The sequence below is a fragment of the Haloparvum alkalitolerans genome, from assembly GCF_055381565.1.
In genome coordinates this window covers 1,628,434-1,647,218 of the sequence record NZ_AP043938.1, presented here as the reverse complement: position 1 = coordinate 1,647,218, position 18,785 = coordinate 1,628,434, and the positions used below count along the sequence as shown (strand labels likewise).

Below are 18,785 nucleotides of genomic sequence, written 5' to 3'. Positions count from 1 at the left end.
CCGGACGGCGTCAGCGGCGTCCGCTACTGCGGAGCGGACTGCGGAGGGGCCGACACACGTCTAGACGCTCGCGCACGCGAGCGACGCGTCCGCGAAGAGTCATCGGCATGACTCCGCGAGTTCGAGGAACGGACGCGACGCATCGCTCCGAGACGGTCGCCGAACGGCTTCCCTTCCCACGGAGCGACCCGACCGATACGTCGACCGATTCGGCGTGAAACGGGACGACGATGAACGCCGAGGAACGTGACGAGCTGGTCGCGGACAACGCCCGCGAACGTCGAGCGTTCGTCATCTCCTGGGCCGCGTCCGTCCGGACCCACGACGACGCGGAGTGGTCACGCCAGGGGAACGTCCTCATCGACTCGCAGCTGCAGTCCGCCCGCGAGACGGAGCTCTCTCCCGAGGAGTACGCCGCCCGCGAGCGCTCGACTCGAGGCTCGCGGTCGGGCGAGGAGTGACGACCGCGGTCGCGACCGCCGAAAGCGGACTCCTCAGGGCGGGAGATAGCGGTCGTACACGTTCCGGCGATGCCCCACCGCTTCGACAATGAGACGATCGTTCGACCGGTCCCAGGTGATGATCGCCCGGTAGTCCCCGGCCCGGAGTTTGTAGTAGGGGTAGCCCGCGAGTGGTTCGAGACGGTGGTCGGTCCACTCGGTCGCCTCGTCGACCTTGTTCATCACGCGGTCGGCGACCTGTTGGTCGTGTTTTTCGAGGTGCTCGACCGCCTGCTCCGTGTACTCGACCCGCGTCAGTCCTCGTCCGCGAGCCCGAGTCGCTCCCGCACCTCGTCCGCGTCGTGCGTCGCGCCGCGTTCGACCTGCTCGCGGCTCCGCTCCAAGTCGTCGAGCGTCTCCTCCGAGAGCCGCGTCGACGGCTCCACCCAACTGCGAAGGGCGTCGCGGATCGCCTCCGACTTCGAGGAATACCCGCGCCGCTCCCACTCCTCATCGATCCGAGCCAGAAGCCCCTCCGGCACTCGGACGTTGATCTTCTCCATTCGGTTGTCCCCCGCGTCCGTGTCGGTGCTCATGGGCTGTGATACAACGGTGATACACAAAAGAATTCCTCTCAACGGTCCAACCACGGTCACGGTCGTGTCAAGGGAACGTTCGTACGCACTCGGGGATCCAGTCCGCCCGCGAGACGGCGCTTTCTCCGAGGAGTACGCCGCCCACGAGCGCGCGACGCGAGTTCCGGTTTCCGTCGAGGACTGACGACCGCGACAGCCGACTCCGATGAGACGCTATCCCTCAGCGGTCGGTTCGACCCGGTCGACGATCCCGTCGAAGTCGTCGTCGAAGCTCACGACCGCGTCCGCGTCGCCGCGCTCGCAGTGCGCGATCAGGTTCGCGTCGGTGAAACTCAGGTCGTGATCCCGATAGCGCTCGAACGCCTCGACAGTCCGGTCGAAGGCCGGCGGATCCGAGATCAGGAGCTCGACGACATCGGGAAACCGCCCCGCACCGCGGATCCGGTCCCCGACCGTCTTCGCCGCATCGAACGACCCCGTCCGCGACCGCGTCAGCGTGACCGTCTCGTCGTACACGTACTCGGTCGCGTACACGCGCCCGTACGCGCCATCAAGCAGTTCGTCCATCATCGCGACCGCGGCGTCGTGTCGGGCGGCGTCACGGTCGTGATGCGCGTAGAACACGCCCGTGTCGACGAGGACGCTCACCCGTACAGCTCCTCGTCGATGTCCGACTCCCGCGTCCGCTTCCCCGAGGCGATCTGGCCGTCGTGAAACGCCTCGCGCTCCGCCGCGGACGCGTCCGGCTCGGACTCGCGGAACGAGTCGATCAGCTCCGCCCGCGAATCGTACGCCTCCCCGACGATACGCGCGAGCAACTCCTGTTGCGTGACACGAACGCCGGCCTCCAGACGGATTTCCGCCTGCAGCTCCTCCAACCGGGACTTCGTCGACTCGTCCATCTTGACGGACGTGCTCATAACGGTAGAACGTTCTACTGAGTCATAAATCCTCCAACCGGCCCTGTGACCCGTCGGACCATCGAGCATGGTCACACGGAGTCGACGGACGCGACCGTGCCCTCCTCGGACCGGACCGCCAGACCGGACCACCTCCCTCGGCGTTTATTCCGAACCGGGCACAGCATGATCGTAGCGTCCGAGCGTCGAAACCGCTCGGTCGCATACGACCATGGCTACGCAACCGAACCCGCCGTCGCCCGACAGCGACGGTCCGACAGCCGCGCATCGTCCGTCGATCACCACGCTCGCCGCAGCGAGGGCGCGCCGCCTCGCGGCCGCGTTCCTCGAGGGCCCCGTCTTCGTCGCGCTCGTCGCCGTCGTGGAGACGCTGGTCGCCACCGCGCTGCTGGGCGTCCCGCTCTCGCCCGCGCCCGCGGTGGTGGGCCTCGTCGCCTTCGCGGTGTACGCCACCGACCACGTTGCCGACGCCGAGGCCGACGCCGCCTCCACGCCCGCGCGGGCCGCCGCCGCCCGCAGACACGCCGACCTGTTCACGGCCGCGGCCGCGCTCGCGTACGGGCTCGCCGTCGCCGTCGCGCTGTTCGGCGGCCCGCTCGCGCTCGCGATCACCCTCCTGCCCGGCGTCTGCTGGGTCTGTTACGCCTCCGACTGGCTGCCGACGGTCGGAGACGCGCTCCCGGGCGTCGCCGAGCGCGTCCCCCGGCTGAAGGACGTGCTCCTCGTCAACTCGCTCGTCGTCGCGCTCGCGTGGGCGACCGCGCTCACCCTCCTCCCGCTGGCGTTCGCCGCGCCCGCGGTCGAGGGATCCCCGACTTTCGCCGGTCTCGGCACCGCGGTCGCGCCCGTCGCGGCGGTCGTCTTCGCCTACTTCCTCCTGCGCTCGTTCGTCGACGTGGAGGTGCCCAACGTCCGCGACGTGCGCGCCGACCGCGAGGCGGGCGTCGCCACCCTGCCGACCGCGCTGGGCGTCCGCCGCACGCGCCGAACGCTGTACCTCGTCGACGGGACCGTCGTCGCGCTGATCGCGGCCGCCGGAGCCGCGGACCTGCTCGCCCCGGTCCACGTCGCCGCGCTGCTCGCGGGCGTGACCGTCTCGCTCGCGACCACCGGGCTCGTCGGCCGCGTCAGGGAACGCCGCCTCCTCGGAGTCGCCCCCGAGTGCAGCTACCTCGTGGCCGCGGCCGCGCTCCTCCTGCTCGGCTGAGCGGCGGCGGCAGGAGCGGCGACGGCAGCGGTGGCGGTCGACCGCCGGGGAAGGAACGGCCGCCCCCTGACTTCGATCCGCGGCCGCGAAAGAACACGCCGCTCGTCTGGTACGTTTTTCTCGGTGACAAGAGAATTAAACCCCTTCGCGACGAGGGGACGGATGTCGTGTTTCCGATCGCACCGCTCCGGGCCGTCGTGACGGTCGCCGTGATCGTCGGCGTGGCCGCTGCCATCGTCGCGTGGCGCGAGCGGCCGGAGCCCGGAGCGGCCCCGCTGGCCGTGCTGCTTTCGGGGCAGGCGTGGTGGGCCGTGTTCCTGGTCTTCGAGCTCCAGGCGGAGACGCTCGCCGCGAAGGCCTTCTGGTACGACGTGCAGTGGGTCGGCGTCGTCGCCATCCCGGTGGCGTGGCTGGTGTTCGCGCTGGAGTACACCGGTCGCGACCGCCTCGTCACGCGGAAGACCGTGGCCGCGCTCTGTGTCGTCCCGGCGGTCACCGTGCTGCTCGCCGCGAGCGGCGACCCCTACGGCCTCCTCCTCCGTGACCGGTGGATCGAGTCGACCGCGTTCGGCGACTTCGTCGGCACCGCACCCGGCGTCTGGTACTACGTCACGGCCGGGTACACCTACCTGCTGGGACTGTTCGGCACGATCCCCCTGCTGCAGCTCGTCCGCGACGAAGCGCGGGCGTTCAAGGCGCAAAGCGCCGCGCTCATCGTCGGCACGCTGGCGCCGTGGACGACGAACGCCCTCCACCTGGTGGGCGCCGCCCCGGACGCGCTGGCGGGGTTCGACCCGACGCCGCTCAGCTTCGCGGTCACGGGCGTCGCGTACCTCGGCGCGCTCACGCGCTTCCGGCTGCTCCGGACGAGCCCCTCCGCGATGCCGCGCGCGCGTCGCTACGTCTTCGACCAGGTCCACGAGGCGGCCGTGGTGATCGACAACCACGGCTACGTCGTCGACTACAACCGGGACGCGGAAACGGCGCTGGGGCTCGACCCGACCGACGCGCTCGGCCGCCCCGCGGCCGCGGTGGTCCCGGCCTACGACCGCTTACCGGAGGCGGACGACGACACCGAGCGACTCACCATCGAGGGGACCGACGGCTGGCGCCCCTACGACGTGACCGTGACGCCGCTTTCCGACTCGCGGAACCGGCAGGTGGGACGCGTCGTCACCTATCACGACGTGGGCGCCTACCTCCGGCAGCAGCAGCGGCTCGACGTGTTGGACCGCGTGCTCAGACACAACATCCGGACGGAGACGAACCTCATCCACGGCTACGCGAGCGTGGTCGGGGAAGACCCAGAACACGCCGAATCCGCCGGGGTGATCCAGGAGAGCGCGAGCCGGATCCTCCAGCTCAGCGAGCGGACGCGGTCGATCGCGTCGATGTTCTCCGAGGAGGCCGACCCCCTCGATCCGACGCCGGTCGGGCCGCTGCTCGCGAACGCGACCGATCGGACCCGGGACCGGTACCCCGACGCGACGGTCGAACTCGGCCCGACCCCGGAGGGCGTCCACGTCGCCGCCTCGCTCGACGTGGTCGTCGAGCAACTGCTGACAAACGCGATCAGCCACAACGACGAGCCGAACCCGACCGCGTGGGTGACGACCGCGGTCGTCGACGGCTGGGTCCACGTTGCGGTCGCGGACGACGGTCCGGGGATCGACGCGGAGGAGTGGGCCGTCATCGACCGGGGGCGCGAGTCGCCCCTCGAACACGGGAGCGGTCTCGGCCTCTGGCTGGTGAAGTGGGGCACCGACCTGGCGGGCGGCCGCATGGAGATGGCGGACCGCCCGGGCGGCGACGGCGCGGTCGTCACCGTCGAGGTCCCGACGCTTCCCGGGCCGACGGACGACGAGGACGGCGGAGACGGTCAAGACAGCGAGGACGGCGACAGCGACGAGACTGCGGAGGCCGGCACCCCCGACCAGTCGGACGGCTGATCCCCGTCCGTCGGCGTGCGGCGCATGCCGAGCGTGCACGCGAACCGCCGAGCCCCTTTCAGCGGCCGCGACCGGGGCTGGGGAGGTACGAGGACGCGGTGCGGTCGAGCCGGCTAGGTCGTTCCGGGTGGTGCCGTCCAGCGTAGCAGGATCTGCCACGGACCCGGTTCTGTCTGCGGGAGAGCCAGCGGGTGCGTTCTGGACGGCACTCTCCCGAGCAACGGACACGACAGCAGACAGAAAGCCGATCCGGGAACTCGTCCGACCGAACCCCGTGGCCCGTCCTGACGCCCGATATCGCGCTCAGTCGCGCGTCAGGATCTCGATCTCGTGGCCGTCCTGGTCCTTCGTGAACGCGTAGTTGTGGTCACAGGACTCGGGGTCGCGGTAGTCCGCCGCCTCGCGGGTCATCAGGTCGTCCCACGCCTCCTCGAGGTCGTCGACGCGGACGCAGAGGTGGCCCCACGCGTCGCCCATCGTGTACTCGCGGCCGTCGTAGTTGTAGGTGAGCTCCACCGTCATCGCCTCCTCGGGCGCGTCCGGGGGCGCCATGAAGTAGTTCGAGAAGGTGTCCGCCTCCCAGCGACCGGCGTGCTCGTACTCGAACTTGCGGGTCCAGAAACCGAGCGCCTCGTCGGCGTCCTCGACGCGGATCATCGTGTGGTCGAGGCTCCACTTCACGCCGTGGTCGCGCTTGACGATCTCGATCTCGTGACCGTCGGGGTCCTTCACGAACGCGTAGCGGTTGTCGCACGACTCGGGGTCGCGGTAGTCGTCGACGCCGTTGGCCATCAGCTCGTCGTAGGCGTCCTGTAGGCCGTCCTCGGGGACGCGGACGGCGATGTGGCCCCACGCGTCGCCCAGCTCGTAGGAGTGGTCGCCGTGGTTGTAGGTGAGTTCCAGCAGCGCGCCGTCCTCGTGGACGTCCTCGGGGCCGAGGTAGACGTTGGTGAACGTGTCCGCCTCCCAGCGGCCCTTCTCCTCGTAGCCGAAGTTGGTCTGGTACCACTCGAGGCTCTCCTCTAAGTCCTCCACGCGGATCATCACGTGGTCGAGAATGCCGCTCATACGGGCCACGATTCGGCGCTCGGGTCGAAAAGCGTACCGGACCCGGAAGCGGCCGCGGGCGTAACGATGAAGACGCGGCCGCGTCACCGGCACACGAGACACGCCCCCGGGAATGACGACCTATCCACTCATCGAGGCCCCGCGGAGCGGCAAGCGGGTCCGGTATCTCGAAACGCCCGACGCCACCGGCGAGGACGCCGCCACGTTCGAGATGTGGCTGGCCCCGCCCCCCGAGTCGCACGGCCCGATGCGGCACGTCCACCCGGAGCAGGACGAGACGCTCGAGGTCCGGACCGGCCGCCTCGGCGTCTGGCACGACGGCGAGACGCGACGGCTCTCCCCCGGCGAGCGGGCGACGATCCCGGCCGGAGACCCCCACCGGTTCTGGAACGCGGGCGAGGGCGAACTCCACATGGTCGGGTCGGTCGCGCCGGCGCTGGCCACGGAGCCGTTCATGTACGTCACCTACGGGCTCGCGGCCGACCATCCGGCGACGCCTTCGGGGATGCCGCTCAACCCGCTCCGACTCGCGCCGGTCCTCGAAACGTACGACGACCTGCTCTACCTCGCACGCGCTCCCGTCCCGATCCAGAAACGCGCGATCCGGGCGACCGCACGGATCGGCCGCCTCGCCGGCTACCCGACCGATTACCCCGAGTACATCCCGCCGTCCCGCCGTGACGACCTTCTGACGGAGTGACTCGGAAGCGGCGGCGGACGGTGGCGGACGGCGGCGGGAGGCGGCGGGCGGTGGCGGACCGTGGCGAGCGGTGGCGAACGGTGGCGGACGGCGACGGGCGGCGACGGGCGGCGGCGGACCGTGGCGGACTGCGGCCGCGGCCGACTCCCCGAAACACGCGCGACCGTGTGCGAACGACACGCGAACGTTGCGGAGAGGGCTGCCGCCTGACGAAGGGCCTTTAGGTCGGCGGTGAGACGGGGCATGTCCGCCGTGTCCTCCGTCCCCAACCCCTTCAGGCTCGCCATCCTCTACATCGGGTTCGCGCTGGCCCGGGCCGGGCTCATCGAGCGCGAGCGCGTGGTCCGGACCACGGACCTCGCGTGGCCCCGGATCGTCACCGGCGTCGCCCGCATGTCGAAGAACGCCGTGGACGTGGCGATGGTCGGCTCCGCGGTCGGCGTCTCCGCGGTCGCTGGCGTCGGCTTCGCCGGCCCCTTCTGGGGGCTCGCGTTCGCCATCGGCGGCGGCGTCGCCGGCGGCACCATCGCGCTCGTCTCCCAGCGCTACGGCGCCGAGGCGCACGAGGAACTCGGGCTCGCCGTGCGCTCCTCGACGCTGCTCGTCGTCGTCGTCAGCCTCCCCGTCACCGCCGCCTTCTGGCTGATCCCCGGAGAGCTCATCGGCCTCATCTCCAGCAACGAGCGGGCCATCGCGCTCGGCGCCGACTACCTCAAGATCGTCGGGCTCGGCGTCCCCTTCGCGGGGCTGAACCTCGTCGGGAGCCGCGTGCTCGTCGGCGCGGACGACGCCTACACCGCGATGCAGGTCCGGGCCGGCGGCGCCGTCGTCAACGTCGTCCTCAACGCCGTCTTCATCTTCGGACTCGGCTGGGGCGTCGAGGGCGCGGCGCTCGGCACCGTCCTCTCGAACGTGGTCGCGGTCGCCGCGTTCGCGGTCGGGCTCACTCGCGGCGCCCTTCCCGGGATGGGCGCGTTCCCCGTCACGATCGACCCCTTCGGGAACTACCTCGACCCCGGAACGCTGCGGGACCTCGTGGAGATCGGCGCGCCGGTCGGCGCGCGCAACCTGGTGTGGACGGTCGCGGAGTTCCCGATGCTCGCCATCCTCGACGTGTTCGGCGAGAACACCGTCGCCGCGTTCGTCATCGCCCGCCGCATCTGGGGGATCATGAACACCCCCGGCTGGGGCTTCGGGCTCGCCTCCTCCAGCCTCGTCGGGCAGGAACTCGGCACGAACGACGAGGCGTCCGCGGAGGCGTACGCGCGCGACATCATCCGCTTCTCCGTGGCGACCTACCTCGTCTCCGCGGCGCTCATCGCCGTCGCCGCGGCGGACATCGTCGTCCTGTTCGCCGATAGCCCCGACAGTCCGGCGATCCCCATCGCGACGAACCTCGTCTACGCCGCCTGCGTCGCCGTCATCCTGCAGGGCGTCTCCGGCGGCGCCGCGGGGCCGCTCGACGCCGCCGGCGACACGAAGATCCCCTTCCTGAGCCAACTGCTCGGGATGTTCGGCGGCTCGATCCCGCTGGCGTACCTGGGCGCGGCGGGGCTCTCCGTCCCCTCGGTGACCGTCCCGCTACTGGGCGTCGCCACGCCCGCGGTCGCGCTCGCGCCGCTCGGCTACTGGGGGCTCTACCTCGCGTTCCTCGCCGAGACCTCCATCCCCGCCGCGATCAACTACGCCCGCTTCCGGACCGGCAAGTGGAAGGCGATCAGTCAGAACTACCGTCCCGACGCCGCGGCCGCGGACGACTGAGAGAACTGTGTGGGATGGGTCGTCCATGTCGGCGGCCGCTTCGACAGCGTACAGAAAGCCCCGACCGACTCCCTCTACGTAGCTGACCGATCTCGGTCTGTCACAGACCCTGCTGCGCGGAACAGCACCACCCAGAAAGCCCCAGCCACCGCCCCGTGACCGCACAGCCCCGCAGCCTCACGCCTCCCCAGCCTCGGTCGCAGCGACACGCGAAGCGGTCGCCGCGGCGCGCGCCGACCGCACGGCACCGCACGGCATCTCCCAGTGCCGCAGGGTACCGCACCGCCCAGTACGGCACGGGAGTGCACCGTTCCGCGTCGGCTCGGCGTCCCGACACGTTTTACACACCGCACGCGCTACGGTCGCGCAATGAGTACGCAGACCGCCGAGGAGGAGCTCGCGGTCGTCATCGGGCTGGAGGTCCACGTCCAGCTCGAAACCGACACGAAGATCTTCTGTGGCTGTTCGACGGAGCCGAGCGAGGACGAGGCGCCGAACACGCGCACCTGCCCGGTCTGTCTGGGCCTGCCGGGCGCGCTCCCGGTGCTCAACGAGGGCGCCGTCGAGGCCGCGGTGAAGATCGGCAAGGCGCTGGAGGCCGACGTGCCCGAGACGACCACGTTCCACCGGAAGAACTACTACTACCCCGACCTGCCGAAGAACTTCCAGATCACGCAGTACGACGCCCCGATCTGCCAGGACGGGAGCCTCGAGGTCTCCGTCGAGGGCGACCGCCGCGAGATCGGCATCACGCGAGCCCACCTCGAGGAGGACCCCGGCAGCCTCCAGCACGCCGGCGGCTCCATCGACACCGCCGACTACACGCTCGTCGACTACAACCGCGCGGGGACGCCGCTCGTGGAGATCGTCACGGAGCCGGACTTCCGCTCGCCCGCGGAGACGCGCGCGTTCCTCGCCAAACTGGAGGAGGTACTGGAGTACCTCGGCGTCTTCGACGCCACCCGCGACGGGAGCCTCCGCGTCGACGCCAACATCTCGCTGGTCCCCGGCGAGGAGGTGGCCGCGGACGGCGCCATCGACGAGGCGGCCCTCGCGGAGGCGAACCGCACCGAGGTGAAGAACATCTCCAGCCACAAGGGCGCGGAGAAGGCGCTCGCCTACGAGGTCACGCGCCAGAAGAACGCGGTCCGGCGCGGCCGCGAGGTCGCACAGGAGACGCGCCACTGGGACGAGTCGCGCGGCATCACCGTCTCGATGCGCTCGAAGGAGGCCGAGAAGGACTACCGCTACTTCCGCGAGGCGGACCTGCCCGCGCTCGAGGTCTCGGACTGGAAGGAGTCGATCCCCATCCCCGAGCTCCCGGACGCCCGCCGCGAGCGCTTCGTGGAGGAGTACGGTCTCGACGCCGAGTCCGCCTCGAAGCTCACGTCCACGAAGGAGGTCGCGGACTTCTTCGAGGCGGTCGCCGAGGCGTTCGACCCCGACCTCGCGGCGACGTGGGTCGCCGACAACCTGCTCGGCGAGCTCAACTACCGCGACATGGCGATCACGGACGTCGACGACCGCCTCGACGAGTTCGAGCGCCTGATCGAACTCGTCGACGAGGGCGAGCTCACCACGAAGAACGCCGAGGAGGTCGTCCTCCGCGCGATGCTCGACGAGGGCGACGACCCCGACACCGTCGTCGAACGCGAGGGCCTCGGCAAGGCCGAGTCCGGCGAAGTCGCGGCCGCGGTCGAAGCGGCCATCGAGGAGCACCCCGAGGCAGTCACGGACTACCACGAGGGCGACGAGGGCGCGATCAACTTCCTCGTCGGGCAGGTGATGCAGAAGACCGGCGGCTCCGCGGACCCCGGCGAGGTCAACGGGCTGTTGCGCGAGGCGCTGGCGGAGTAAGCGAGTTTCGAGGACCCGGTCGTCGCTGAAGAGGCGGTTGCGAAATCGGTCGTCTGTGCCCGTTTCTGTCTCGGAGAGCGTTCTGCTGCGCTTGCTGCTAACGCCCAGAAAGCCCTCGGCCGCTCGCTATACGCTGGTTCTTGACTGATGAGGCGTTCTGCTACGCTTGCCACCACCGCCCAGAAAGCCCTCGACCGCTCGCTATACGCTGGTTCTTGACTGATGAGGCGTTCTGCTGCGTTTGCCGCTAACGCCCAGAAAGCCCTCGACCGCTCGCTATACGCTGGTTTTTGACTGATGAGGCGTTCTGCTGCGTTTGCCGCTAACGCCCAGAAAGCCCTCGGCCGCTCGCGGTCGCTGAGCAACATATCGGCGCTCTCCGCAACGCCCGCGCCGATAGAGGTTGCTCAGCGACTCCCCTTCGGCGCGACCGGCCTCGCCCTTTCAGTCCGCCAGGGCGTTTTCTGGTCAGTTGGTCGCCGCAGCCGGTTGCTCGGTGAGTCTCGCTAGCGGCTGTCGAGTCGAGCGTGGCCTCACACCTCCCCAGCCTCGGCCGCGGGCCGGCCGCGAACAGCAACGCACCGCAGGCGGCCGGCCCGTGCCCTCCCTCGCGCGGTCGCGGCGACGCGCTTCGCGGTCGCCGCGGCGCGCGCCGAGCGTGGGACAGCCGGGAGAGCGTGCTCAGAAGGCAGGTCCTCAGAAGCCGCCGTCCAGTTCCCGCACGACCGCGGCGCTCGTCCGGATCCCCTTCTCGAAGCGGTCGAGGCTCATGTGCTCGTTCGGCGAGTGGTTCCCCTGGTCGTGGTCGCCGTAGGGGACGACGAGGACGGGCACGTCCGCGAGCTCCTCGACCGTGCGGAACAGCGCGGCGGGCAGGCTGCCGCCGAGGACCGGAAGCTCGACCGGCGCCTCGCCGTAGACCCCCCCGAGGGCGGCCGCGACAGGCTCGGCGGCCGGGGTGTCCACCGGGGTCTTCATCGGCGGGAAGGTGGACTGCTTGGTCGCTTCGACCTCGGGGAACCGCTCCGCGAGGTGCGCCTCGATGGCGTCGAAGACGGCGTGGGGATCCTGCCCGGGGACGAGCCGGCAGTCCAGCTTGGCCGAGGCCGTGGCGGGGAGCACCGTCTTCATCCCCTCGCCCTGATAGCCGCCGGAGAGCCCGTTGACCGTCATCGTCGGCTCGGTCAGCAGACGCTCGTAGTAGGAGCCGTCGCCGTCGAACCGCTGCACGTCCAGGTCGGCCGCGATGGCGGCGGAGTCGTCCGGGATGGCCGCGACGAGTTCGCGGTCCGCCGCCGTCACGTCCGCGCCGTCGTGGAACCCCTCGACCGTGATCGCGTCGCCGTCCGGGCCGCGCATCGAGGAGAGGGCCTGCACGAGCCGGTTCGTCGCGGCCGGGACCGGCCCGCCGAAGTTCCCGGAGTGAAGGTCGGTGTTGGCGATCCGACAGTCGAGCTGGAACGCGAGCACGCCGCGGTTGCCGTAGATGAGCGTCGGCTTGCCCTCCCGCGAGCCGGCGGTTCCCGCCCCGTCCGCCTCCCCGGTCGGCCCGACAGCGTGCTGGGGGCCGTCGGCGACGTAGAGCAGGTCGGCGTCGGCGATCGCGGGCGCACCGCTCTCCAGGTACTCGACCAGTCCGGCGCTCCCGCTCTCCTCGCCACCCTCCACGAGCAGTTTGACGGCGACCTCGGGGAGCGCGTCCGCGGCCGCGAGCGCGTCGACCGCGAACGCGTGGGCGAGGAACTGGCCCTTGTTGTCGCCGACGCCGCGAGCGTATATCCGGCCGTCGCGGACGGTCGGCTCGAAGGCGGGGGAGTCCCACTCGTCCTCGTCGCCCGGCGGCTGCACGTCGTAGTGGCCGTAGAAGACGACCGTGGGAACGTCCGCGAGGTCGGTCTCCCCCTGTCGAACCGACTCGGGGACGCGCTCGGCGTACGCCAGCGGGTAGCGCTCGGTGTCGATCAGCTCCGTCTCGAAGCCGCAGTCGGCCAGGGTGGCGGCGACGAGGTCGGCGGCCTCCGCCATTCCCTCGCCGGTCGTCGAGACGCTCGGCTGGCGCAGCAGCTCGAACAGCGACTCGCGGTAGTCGTCGAGGCGGGCGTCGACGGCGTCCGAGACCGCCTTCTGAAGTCCGTCGTCGGTCGGCATGGTCGTTGGTTCGCGCGCCGGGGCTTGCCCGTTGCGGTCGCGGAACCCGGGCCGGCGACCGGAGACGGGCGGGCGCCGGCCAGCCCGGCCGCCTCCGCAAGAACTACCGGTTCCCGTGACGACCTGCGGCGTGAGAGTCCCCGTGGCGAACCAGGACGCGCGCGTCGACATGACGACCGGCCGCATCTCCCCGAAGCTCTTCCACCTAGCGTGGCCGCTCGTCCTCGGCAACCTGCTGCAGACGCTGTACAACCTCGCGGACATGTTCTGGGTCGGCCGCGTGAGCACGGAGGCCGTCGCGGCCGTCTCCCTGATGTTCCCGCTGTCGTGGATGTTCGTCTCCACCGCGATGGGGCTGACCGCCGCCACTATCGCGCTCGTCTCCCAGCACGTCGGCGCCGGCAACGACCGCCGGGCCGACGAGGTGGTCGCACAGACCTGCCTGCTCGCGGTCGTCGTCTCCGCCGCGCTGGCCGTCGCGGGGTTCGCGGCGCGCGAGCCGCTTTTGCGACTGATCGGCGCACAGGGGCGGGTGTTCGTCGAGTCGCTGGCGTACATCGAGGTCATCTTCCTCACCCTGCCGCTGACGTTCCTGTTCTTCGCGTTCCGGGCCGCGCTGCAGGGCGCGGGCGACACGAAGACCGCGATGTGGCTCGTCGCCGTCTCCGCCGGGCTCAACATCGTCATCGACCCCGTCTTCATCCTCGGATGGGGACCGGTCCCGCCGATGGGCACCCGCGGCGCCGCCCTCGCGACGCTGGTCTCGCGGCTGTTCGCGGCCGCCGTCGGCGTCTGGATCCTCCTGCGGGGCGACTGGGGGATCCAGCTCCACCCCGGCGACCTCCGTCCGAATCCCGATATCCTCCGGAAGCTCGTCGACGTGGGGTACCCGGCGACGCTGGACGGCTGGGCGCGCTCGTTCGCGGCGGTGGCGATGGCGGCGCTGGTCGCCCGGTTCGGCCCCGCAGCCACCGCGGCGTACGGCATCGGCGTCCGCCTGATGTCCGTCTCGTGGACCGTCTCCGGCGCGGTCGGACAGGCGACCGCGACCGGCGTCGGACAGAACCTCGGCGCGGACACGCCCGACCGCGCGAGCGAGGTCGCACGCGTCGCCACGCTCGCGACGATGGGCATCCTGCTCGCCGCGAGCCTCGCCGTCTGGCTCTTCCCCGCCGGCGCGATGCGCGTGTTCATCGACGACCCCGCGACCGTCGCCGAGGGCGTCGTCTTCCTCCGGATCGTGGCGCTCTCGTGGGCGTTCTTCGGCGGCCTGATGGTGATCCAGGGCGCGTTCCGCGGCGCCGGCGACACCAGGGTCGCGATGGCGCTCTCGCTGCTCTCCCGGTGGGCGTTCCGCGTCCCGCTGGCGGTCGCGCTCGCGTTCGGCACCGTGACCGTCCCCGTCGTCGGCGTCACCTACACCGGGCTCGACTGGGGCGTCGAGGGGCTCTGGTGGGGGTACACCGCGGCCGCCGTCGCCTCCTTCGCGGTCGGCGTCGCGTGGTTCCTCCGCGGCACGTGGAAGGAAGGAGTTATCGACGGGGAAGGGGCGGCAGAGGGGTCGCCGGCCGCGACGGACGACTGAGACGGTCACCCGCTGGGCCCGGTCGTTCGCGCGTCAGTCGTCGTCCGCCGGGAGCACGGCGCTCGCGACGTCGGGGTCGGCGTGCGCCACGGTCGACCGGTTCGTCCGGGGGTCCTTCTCGACCGTCACGAGGTCGTCGGCCGCGCCCACGAGGTCCTCGTCGTGGCTCACGATGACGATCTGGCGGACGCCGAAGCCGCGCATCTCCTCGACCAGATCCACCAGCCGCGAGACGTGGCCCGAGTCGAGGAAGACGGTCGGCTCGTCGAGGATGAGCGGCGGGGTCGGCGCCGCGCCCTCGATCCCCTCCGCGAGCAGGCGGTAGATCGCACACCGCAGCGAGAGGTTGAACAGCGCGCGCTCGCCGCCCGAGAGCTGCTCGGGGTCGAGCGGCTGCCCGTCCTTCTGATAGACGGTCAGCTCGTACTCGCCGTCCAGCTCGATGTGCGAGTAGGCGTCGTTGTCGTACACCAACTCGAACGTCTCGTTGAGCATGCGCTCCAGTTCGCGGACGTTCCGCTGGCGAAGCTCCGCCCGGAGGTCGCCGTACATCGACTCGAGGGCCTCGGTCTCGCCGTGGAGCGACTCGAGGGAGTCGACCGTCTCCGCGAGCTCCGCGCGGTCCTCGCGGAGGTCCTCGAGGTCGCCGATCTCCCCCCTGACGCTCCCGATGGCGCTCTGGATCTCGTCGCGCCGGTCGGCGAGCCGGTCGAGCTCCGCGTCGACGCGCTCGATGTAGTCTTCGGCCTCCGTCTTCCGCTCTTTCGCGTCCTCGATGGCGTCCTCGTCGACCTCCTCGCGGAGCTCGTCGCGGCGCTCGCGCTTCTCGGCGAGCCGATCGCGGCGCTCGTCGTTGAGGTCGGCGATCGCGGACCGCCGCTCCCGCAGGCGCTCGATCCGGTCCTCGGCGTCCGCGACCGCGTCCAGCCGCTCCGCGACCGCGTCGACCGCCTCGCGGGCGTCCGCGAGGTCCGCGAGGTCCCCCTCCAGCGTCTCGACCGTCTCGGCCGCCTCCGCGGCCGCCTCGCGTTTCTCGTCGGCGACCTCGCGGAGGTCCGCCGCCTCCTCGCGCTTCTCGGCCGCCTCCTCGCGCTTCTCGGCCGCCTCCTCGCGGTGCTTCTCGGCCGCCTCGCGCTTCTCGGCGACGCGCTCCTCGAGCATCTCCCGTGCGTTCCCGATCTCGCCGAGTCGCTCCTCGGCGTCCACGAGGTCCTCGAGCGCGTCGATCCGGTCGTCGAGGGCGGCGACCCGCTCGCGGGCGTCGCTCAGGTCCGCCTCCAACTCGGCGACGCGCTCGCGGTCCTCCTCGACGCGGTGGGCGTGCGGCGAGTCCTCGACTGGCTGGCCGCACTCCGGGCACTTGCCGGCGTCCAGCAGCTCCTCGGCCTCCGCGACGCGCTCGCGGGCGTTGCTCAGCTCCGCCTCCAACTCGGCGACGCGCTCGCGGGCCTCGCCGCGCTCCTCGCGCAGCGCCTCGCGTTTCGCCGTCGCCTCGCCGCGGTCGACCTCGGCGTCCGCGAAGCGGTCCTGAAGCGTCTCCGCCTCCTCGGCGAGGTCGTCGAGTCGGTCCGCGCGGTCCTCGGCCTCCGATTCGGCCTCCGCGGCGCGTTCGGTCAGGCCGTCGGCCTCCCCGTCCAACTCCTCGGCGCGAGCCGCGAGGTCGTCCGCCTTGTCGGCGAGGTTGTCCGCCTGATTGCGGAACGCCTCGGCGTCGACGCGAACGTCCGACAGCTCCTCCTGTAACTCCTCCTCGCGAGTATCGAGCGCCGCGCGGCGGTCCGCGACCGCGTCCTCCGTCGCCGCGTCGAGGCCGGCGTCGCCGAGCCGGTCGTCGAGAGCCGCCTCGAGGTCCGCGATCCGCTCGCGAGCCTCGCGGATCTCGGATTTGTGTCCCTCGCGTTCGCTCTCGGCCTCGCGGATCTCCGCCTCCAGGTCGTCGATGGCCGTCTCGACCTCGCGCAGTTCCTCGCGATTCTCCGCTTGGGCGTCGAGCACCGCGGCGGCCTCCTCGCGCGTCTCGACCGCGGTCTCGCGCTGCTGCTCGTAGTTCTCGACTCGCTCCTCGAGCTCGGCGAGGTCGCTCTCCAGCTCGTTGAGCCGGCCGTGGAGGTCCTTCTCCTCCTTCTCGTCGATCCGTTCGTCGAGGTCTTCGAGGAGCGTCCGCTTGGCGGTCAACACGTCCTCGACGCCGAGGCGGGCGTCGCCCGCGCGCTCGCGGTACTCCTCCAGCGTCCCGAGCTGGAGCAGGTCGTCGATGGTGTCCTGGCGCTCGCTCGGCGTGGCGTTGATCAGCTTGTTCACCTCGCCCTGCCGGACGTACGCGCAGTTGACGAACGCCTCGGCGTCCATCCGCAGCAGTTCGGTGACGAAGCCGCGGACCGCGGTGGCGCCGTCGCGCGTCAGCCCGTCGGGCCCCTCCAGCGTGCAGTCGTGACCGACGCGGTCGCCGTAGTCCTTCAGGCGGCGCTCGATGCGGTAGTTTCCGCCGTCGTGAGTGAACGCGAGCGTCACCTCCGTCTCCTCCTCGCCGTTGGTGATCACGTCCTCCAGCGTGCCGTCGAGCGCCTTCGACCCGTACAGCGCGAAGAAGCACGCCTCGAGCAGCGAGGACTTGCCGCTGCCGTTGAGCCCGTGGATCACGGTGACGCCGTCGCCCAGGTCGAGGTCCGCGTCGCCGTAGGGCTTGAAGTTCCGCAGCACGATGCGGTCGAACCTCATAGGTAATCCTCCATGGAGACTTGTCCGTCGTCAGCGGGCGCGTCGGTCGGGTCGGCTTCCGGTTCGGCGTCCGCGGCCCCCTCGTCCGTCTCGGCGGCGTCCGCCGTGGTCGCGTTTTCCGTCCCCTCGGCGTCGGTGGTGGCCGTCTCGGTCTCCGCGGCGTCCTCGCCGTCTTCCGCCGGCTCTCCGGGGACGTCCTCCGGGTCGTCCTCGTCGCCGGTCCGTTCCTCGACCACGCCGCTTCCGGTCTCGAAGGCGCCGAGGTCCCCGTCCTCGAGGCGGTCCTCCAGCCGCGTTTTGACCTCCTCGCGGACGTTGCTGTCCGCGACCTTGCTCGCGCGGACCGTCTCGTCCACGTCGAGCGCGGCCGTCGACAGGCCCATCTCGCCGATACGCTCGCGGACGGCGTCCTCCGGGTCCGCGAAGCTCACGTCCACCTCCGTCTCGGTCTCCACCTCGCGGCGGTCGGTCACGCGGGCGATCAGCGCGCCCTCGTCGGTGGCGAACTCCTCGACCGCCGCGGGAGTGACCGGCTCCCCCTCGCCGGTGACCTCCACGATGGCGACCGCGTCCGCGAGGTCGTGCTGGCGGACCTGCTCGCGCACGCGCTCGATCCCCTCGCCCTCGCGGAGGTCCACGGAGACGAACGCGAACGGGCGCGTCTCCAGCGCTCGTCGTCTGATGTCGACCGCGGCGGCGTCGTCCCCGGACTCGCCGTCTTCGGCGTCCCCGTCGGCCGCGTCCTCCCCGAAGCGGACGAGGTTGTAGCCACGGCCCGCTTCCTCGCTCGCGCTCGCGCGCTCGGTCGAGCCGGGGTAGGTGACCCACGCGTTGCGCACCTGCGCGGTGTCCGCCTTGTGGTTGTCGCCGAGCAGCAGCGCGTCGAAGTCGACGGTGCTTGCCGTGAGGAGTTCCTCGGTGTCCCAGTCCGCGTGCGCGAACGGCTCGAAGAGACCGTGCGCGACCAGCGCGGCGGCGTCGGCGTCGTGTGGCTCGAACTCGTACTCGAGATCGTCGCGACGCGAGACGGGGACGTGGTCGAGCCCGTAGAAGGCGGTGTCGCCCACGACCGTCGGCGCGTCGTCGAGCCGCGTGGCAAGTCCCAGGCGCTCGAAGAGGTCGAGCCACTGCCCGCCGCGCGTCGACTCGTGGTTGCCGACGATGGCGAGGAAGGGGATGCCGGCGTCGTCCAGCTCCCGGAGGACCGACAGCGTCCCGAGGAGGTCCTGCAGCTCCGGCCGCCGGTCGTGGAACAGGTCGCCAGCGTGGACCACCGCGTCCACGTCGTCCGCGACCGCGTCCTCGACCACCTGCTCGAAGGCCTCGAGGAAGTCCTGCCGTCTGACCGGCGAGTGGTACTGCTGGTACCCGATGTGGGTGTCGCCGGTGTGGATCACCCGCGTCATTCGGCGTGAGGTTGTCCGGTTCCGCATTTAGGGGTTCCGCCGCCGGGGCGGAAGTGGTCGGGAGCGTCCTCGCGGTCCCCCTCGGACCGCGGCCGGTCGCTCGCCGTGCCCGCCGCGGCCGCCCGAAGCCCGCGATACGCGCGGAGCGCCTCGCGGCCGCGGTCCGCGAGTGCCGCCTCCTCGGCGTCCGCGGCCGCCGCCGTCGCCGCCTCCAGCCGGTCGAGCCCGACCGCGTCGAGGAACCCGGCGGCTCGGGAGAGGTCCGAGCGCGCATCCGTCGCCTCCTCGATCACGGCGGCGTAGGGGCTTCGAGCCGTGTCGGTCCTCCTCGCCAGCGCGGCCAGCGCGCGCTTGACGGCTTGCGTGGTTGCCACGGCCGCGGATGGCGCGGTATCGGTGAAAAGGGGTCGGGAGGGGTCGGGGGAGAAGG

16 protein-coding genes are annotated in these 18,785 nt (G+C 71.2%); 7 read left to right on the top strand and 9 right to left on the bottom strand.

Annotated elements, in window-relative coordinates; all coding sequences use genetic code 11:
- Positions 1–230 precede the first annotated feature (230 nt).
- Entirely contained in the window at positions 231–461 is a 231-nt protein-coding gene (locus ACZ432_RS10620) for a hypothetical protein (RefSeq protein ID WP_058366417.1), read from the top strand.
- A gap of 33 nt (positions 462–494) precedes the next feature.
- Here ACZ432_RS10620 and ACZ432_RS10615 read toward each other — a convergent pair whose 3' ends face one another.
- The 4 genes from ACZ432_RS10615 to ACZ432_RS10600 all read right to left on the bottom strand — a co-directional run bounded on the left by ACZ432_RS10615 (position 495) and on the right by ACZ432_RS10600 (position 1,956).
- Complete coding sequence (locus tag ACZ432_RS10615) at positions 495–758, bottom strand: type II toxin-antitoxin system RelE family toxin (protein ID WP_426964535.1); 264 nt, start codon at positions 756–758, stop codon at positions 495–497.
- The gene (locus tag ACZ432_RS10610) at positions 755–1,036 is read right to left on the bottom strand and encodes a ribbon-helix-helix domain-containing protein (protein ID WP_058366418.1); all 282 of its coding nucleotides are present in this window, start codon (positions 1,034–1,036) and stop codon (positions 755–757) included. Before ACZ432_RS10610 ends, ACZ432_RS10615 begins: the two co-directional genes overlap by 4 nt.
- 213 nt (positions 1,037–1,249) lie before the next feature.
- Positions 1,250–1,684 carry a type II toxin-antitoxin system VapC family toxin gene (locus ACZ432_RS10605; protein ID WP_426964449.1) on the bottom strand — a complete coding sequence of 145 codons (435 nt, stop codon included), beginning with the start codon at positions 1,682–1,684 and terminating at the stop codon, positions 1,250–1,252.
- On the bottom strand, positions 1,681–1,956 hold the full coding sequence (locus tag ACZ432_RS10600) for a hypothetical protein (protein WP_426964450.1): 276 nt from the start codon (positions 1,954–1,956) through the stop codon (positions 1,681–1,683). The genes ACZ432_RS10605 and ACZ432_RS10600 overlap by 4 nt, the downstream gene beginning before the upstream one ends.
- A gap of 211 nt (positions 1,957–2,167) precedes the next feature.
- On the opposite strand from ACZ432_RS10600, the gene ACZ432_RS10595 reads away from it, so the two are divergent.
- Together ACZ432_RS10595 and ACZ432_RS10590 are read left to right on the top strand one after the other, a co-directional pair.
- Positions 2,168–3,163, top strand: coding sequence for a UbiA family prenyltransferase (locus ACZ432_RS10595; RefSeq protein ID WP_426964451.1), 996 nt, complete (start codon positions 2,168–2,170; stop codon positions 3,161–3,163).
- A 167-nt stretch (positions 3,164–3,330) separates the two neighbouring features.
- Entirely contained in the window at positions 3,331–5,112 is a 1,782-nt protein-coding gene (locus ACZ432_RS10590; protein WP_426964452.1) for a histidine kinase N-terminal 7TM domain-containing protein, read from the top strand.
- Positions 5,113–5,415: 303 nt separating this feature from the next.
- Here the strand turns inward: ACZ432_RS10590 and ACZ432_RS10585 are convergent, their stop codons facing one another.
- Positions 5,416–6,180, bottom strand: coding sequence for a VOC family protein (locus tag ACZ432_RS10585; RefSeq protein WP_426964453.1), 765 nt, complete (start codon positions 6,178–6,180; stop codon positions 5,416–5,418).
- Between the two features lie 112 nt (positions 6,181–6,292).
- Here ACZ432_RS10585 and ACZ432_RS10580 point away from each other — a divergent pair, with 112 nt between their 5' ends.
- From ACZ432_RS10580 to gatB, 3 genes are all read left to right on the top strand, one after another.
- Positions 6,293–6,880: a cupin domain-containing protein gene (locus ACZ432_RS10580; protein ID WP_426964454.1), complete on the top strand. Its 588-nt coding sequence runs from the start codon at positions 6,293–6,295 to the stop codon at positions 6,878–6,880.
- 243 nt (positions 6,881–7,123) lie between these two features.
- On the top strand, positions 7,124–8,641 hold the full coding sequence (locus ACZ432_RS10575; protein ID WP_426964455.1) for an MATE family efflux transporter: 1,518 nt from the start codon (positions 7,124–7,126) through the stop codon (positions 8,639–8,641).
- A 369-nt stretch (positions 8,642–9,010) separates the two neighbouring features.
- The gene (gene gatB, locus ACZ432_RS10570) at positions 9,011–10,498 is read left to right on the top strand and encodes an Asp-tRNA(Asn)/Glu-tRNA(Gln) amidotransferase subunit GatB (RefSeq protein WP_426964456.1); all 1,488 of its coding nucleotides are present in this window, start codon (positions 9,011–9,013) and stop codon (positions 10,496–10,498) included.
- Positions 10,499–11,194: 696 nt separating this feature from the next.
- Here the strand turns inward: gatB and ACZ432_RS10565 are convergent.
- Positions 11,195–12,646, bottom strand: a complete 1,452-nt coding sequence (locus ACZ432_RS10565) for a M20/M25/M40 family metallo-hydrolase (RefSeq protein ID WP_426964457.1) — start codon at positions 12,644–12,646, stop codon at positions 11,195–11,197.
- 169 nt (positions 12,647–12,815) lie between these two features.
- Here ACZ432_RS10565 and ACZ432_RS10560 point away from each other — a divergent pair, with 169 nt between their 5' ends.
- Positions 12,816–14,231 carry an MATE family efflux transporter gene (locus ACZ432_RS10560; protein ID WP_426964536.1) on the top strand — a complete coding sequence of 472 codons (1,416 nt, stop codon included), beginning with the start codon at positions 12,816–12,818 and terminating at the stop codon, positions 14,229–14,231.
- Between the two features lie 33 nt (positions 14,232–14,264).
- Here ACZ432_RS10560 and rad50 read toward each other — a convergent pair whose 3' ends face one another.
- Genes rad50 through ACZ432_RS10545 form a run of 3 tightly spaced genes read right to left on the bottom strand, consistent with a single transcriptional unit; the run spans position 14,265 to position 18,729 of the window.
- Positions 14,265–16,949 (bottom strand): DNA double-strand break repair ATPase Rad50, encoded by a 2,685-nt coding sequence (gene rad50, locus ACZ432_RS10555; protein ID WP_426964458.1) that lies wholly within the window; start codon positions 16,947–16,949, stop codon positions 14,265–14,267.
- Positions 16,946–18,355, bottom strand: coding sequence for a DNA double-strand break repair protein Mre11 (mre11, locus tag ACZ432_RS10550; protein WP_426964459.1), 1,410 nt, complete (start codon positions 18,353–18,355; stop codon positions 16,946–16,948). The genes rad50 and mre11 overlap by 4 nt, the downstream gene beginning before the upstream one ends.
- Positions 18,352–18,729, bottom strand: coding sequence for a hypothetical protein (locus tag ACZ432_RS10545; protein WP_426964460.1), 378 nt, complete (start codon positions 18,727–18,729; stop codon positions 18,352–18,354). The genes mre11 and ACZ432_RS10545 overlap by 4 nt, the downstream gene beginning before the upstream one ends.
- Positions 18,730–18,785 lie beyond the last annotated feature (56 nt).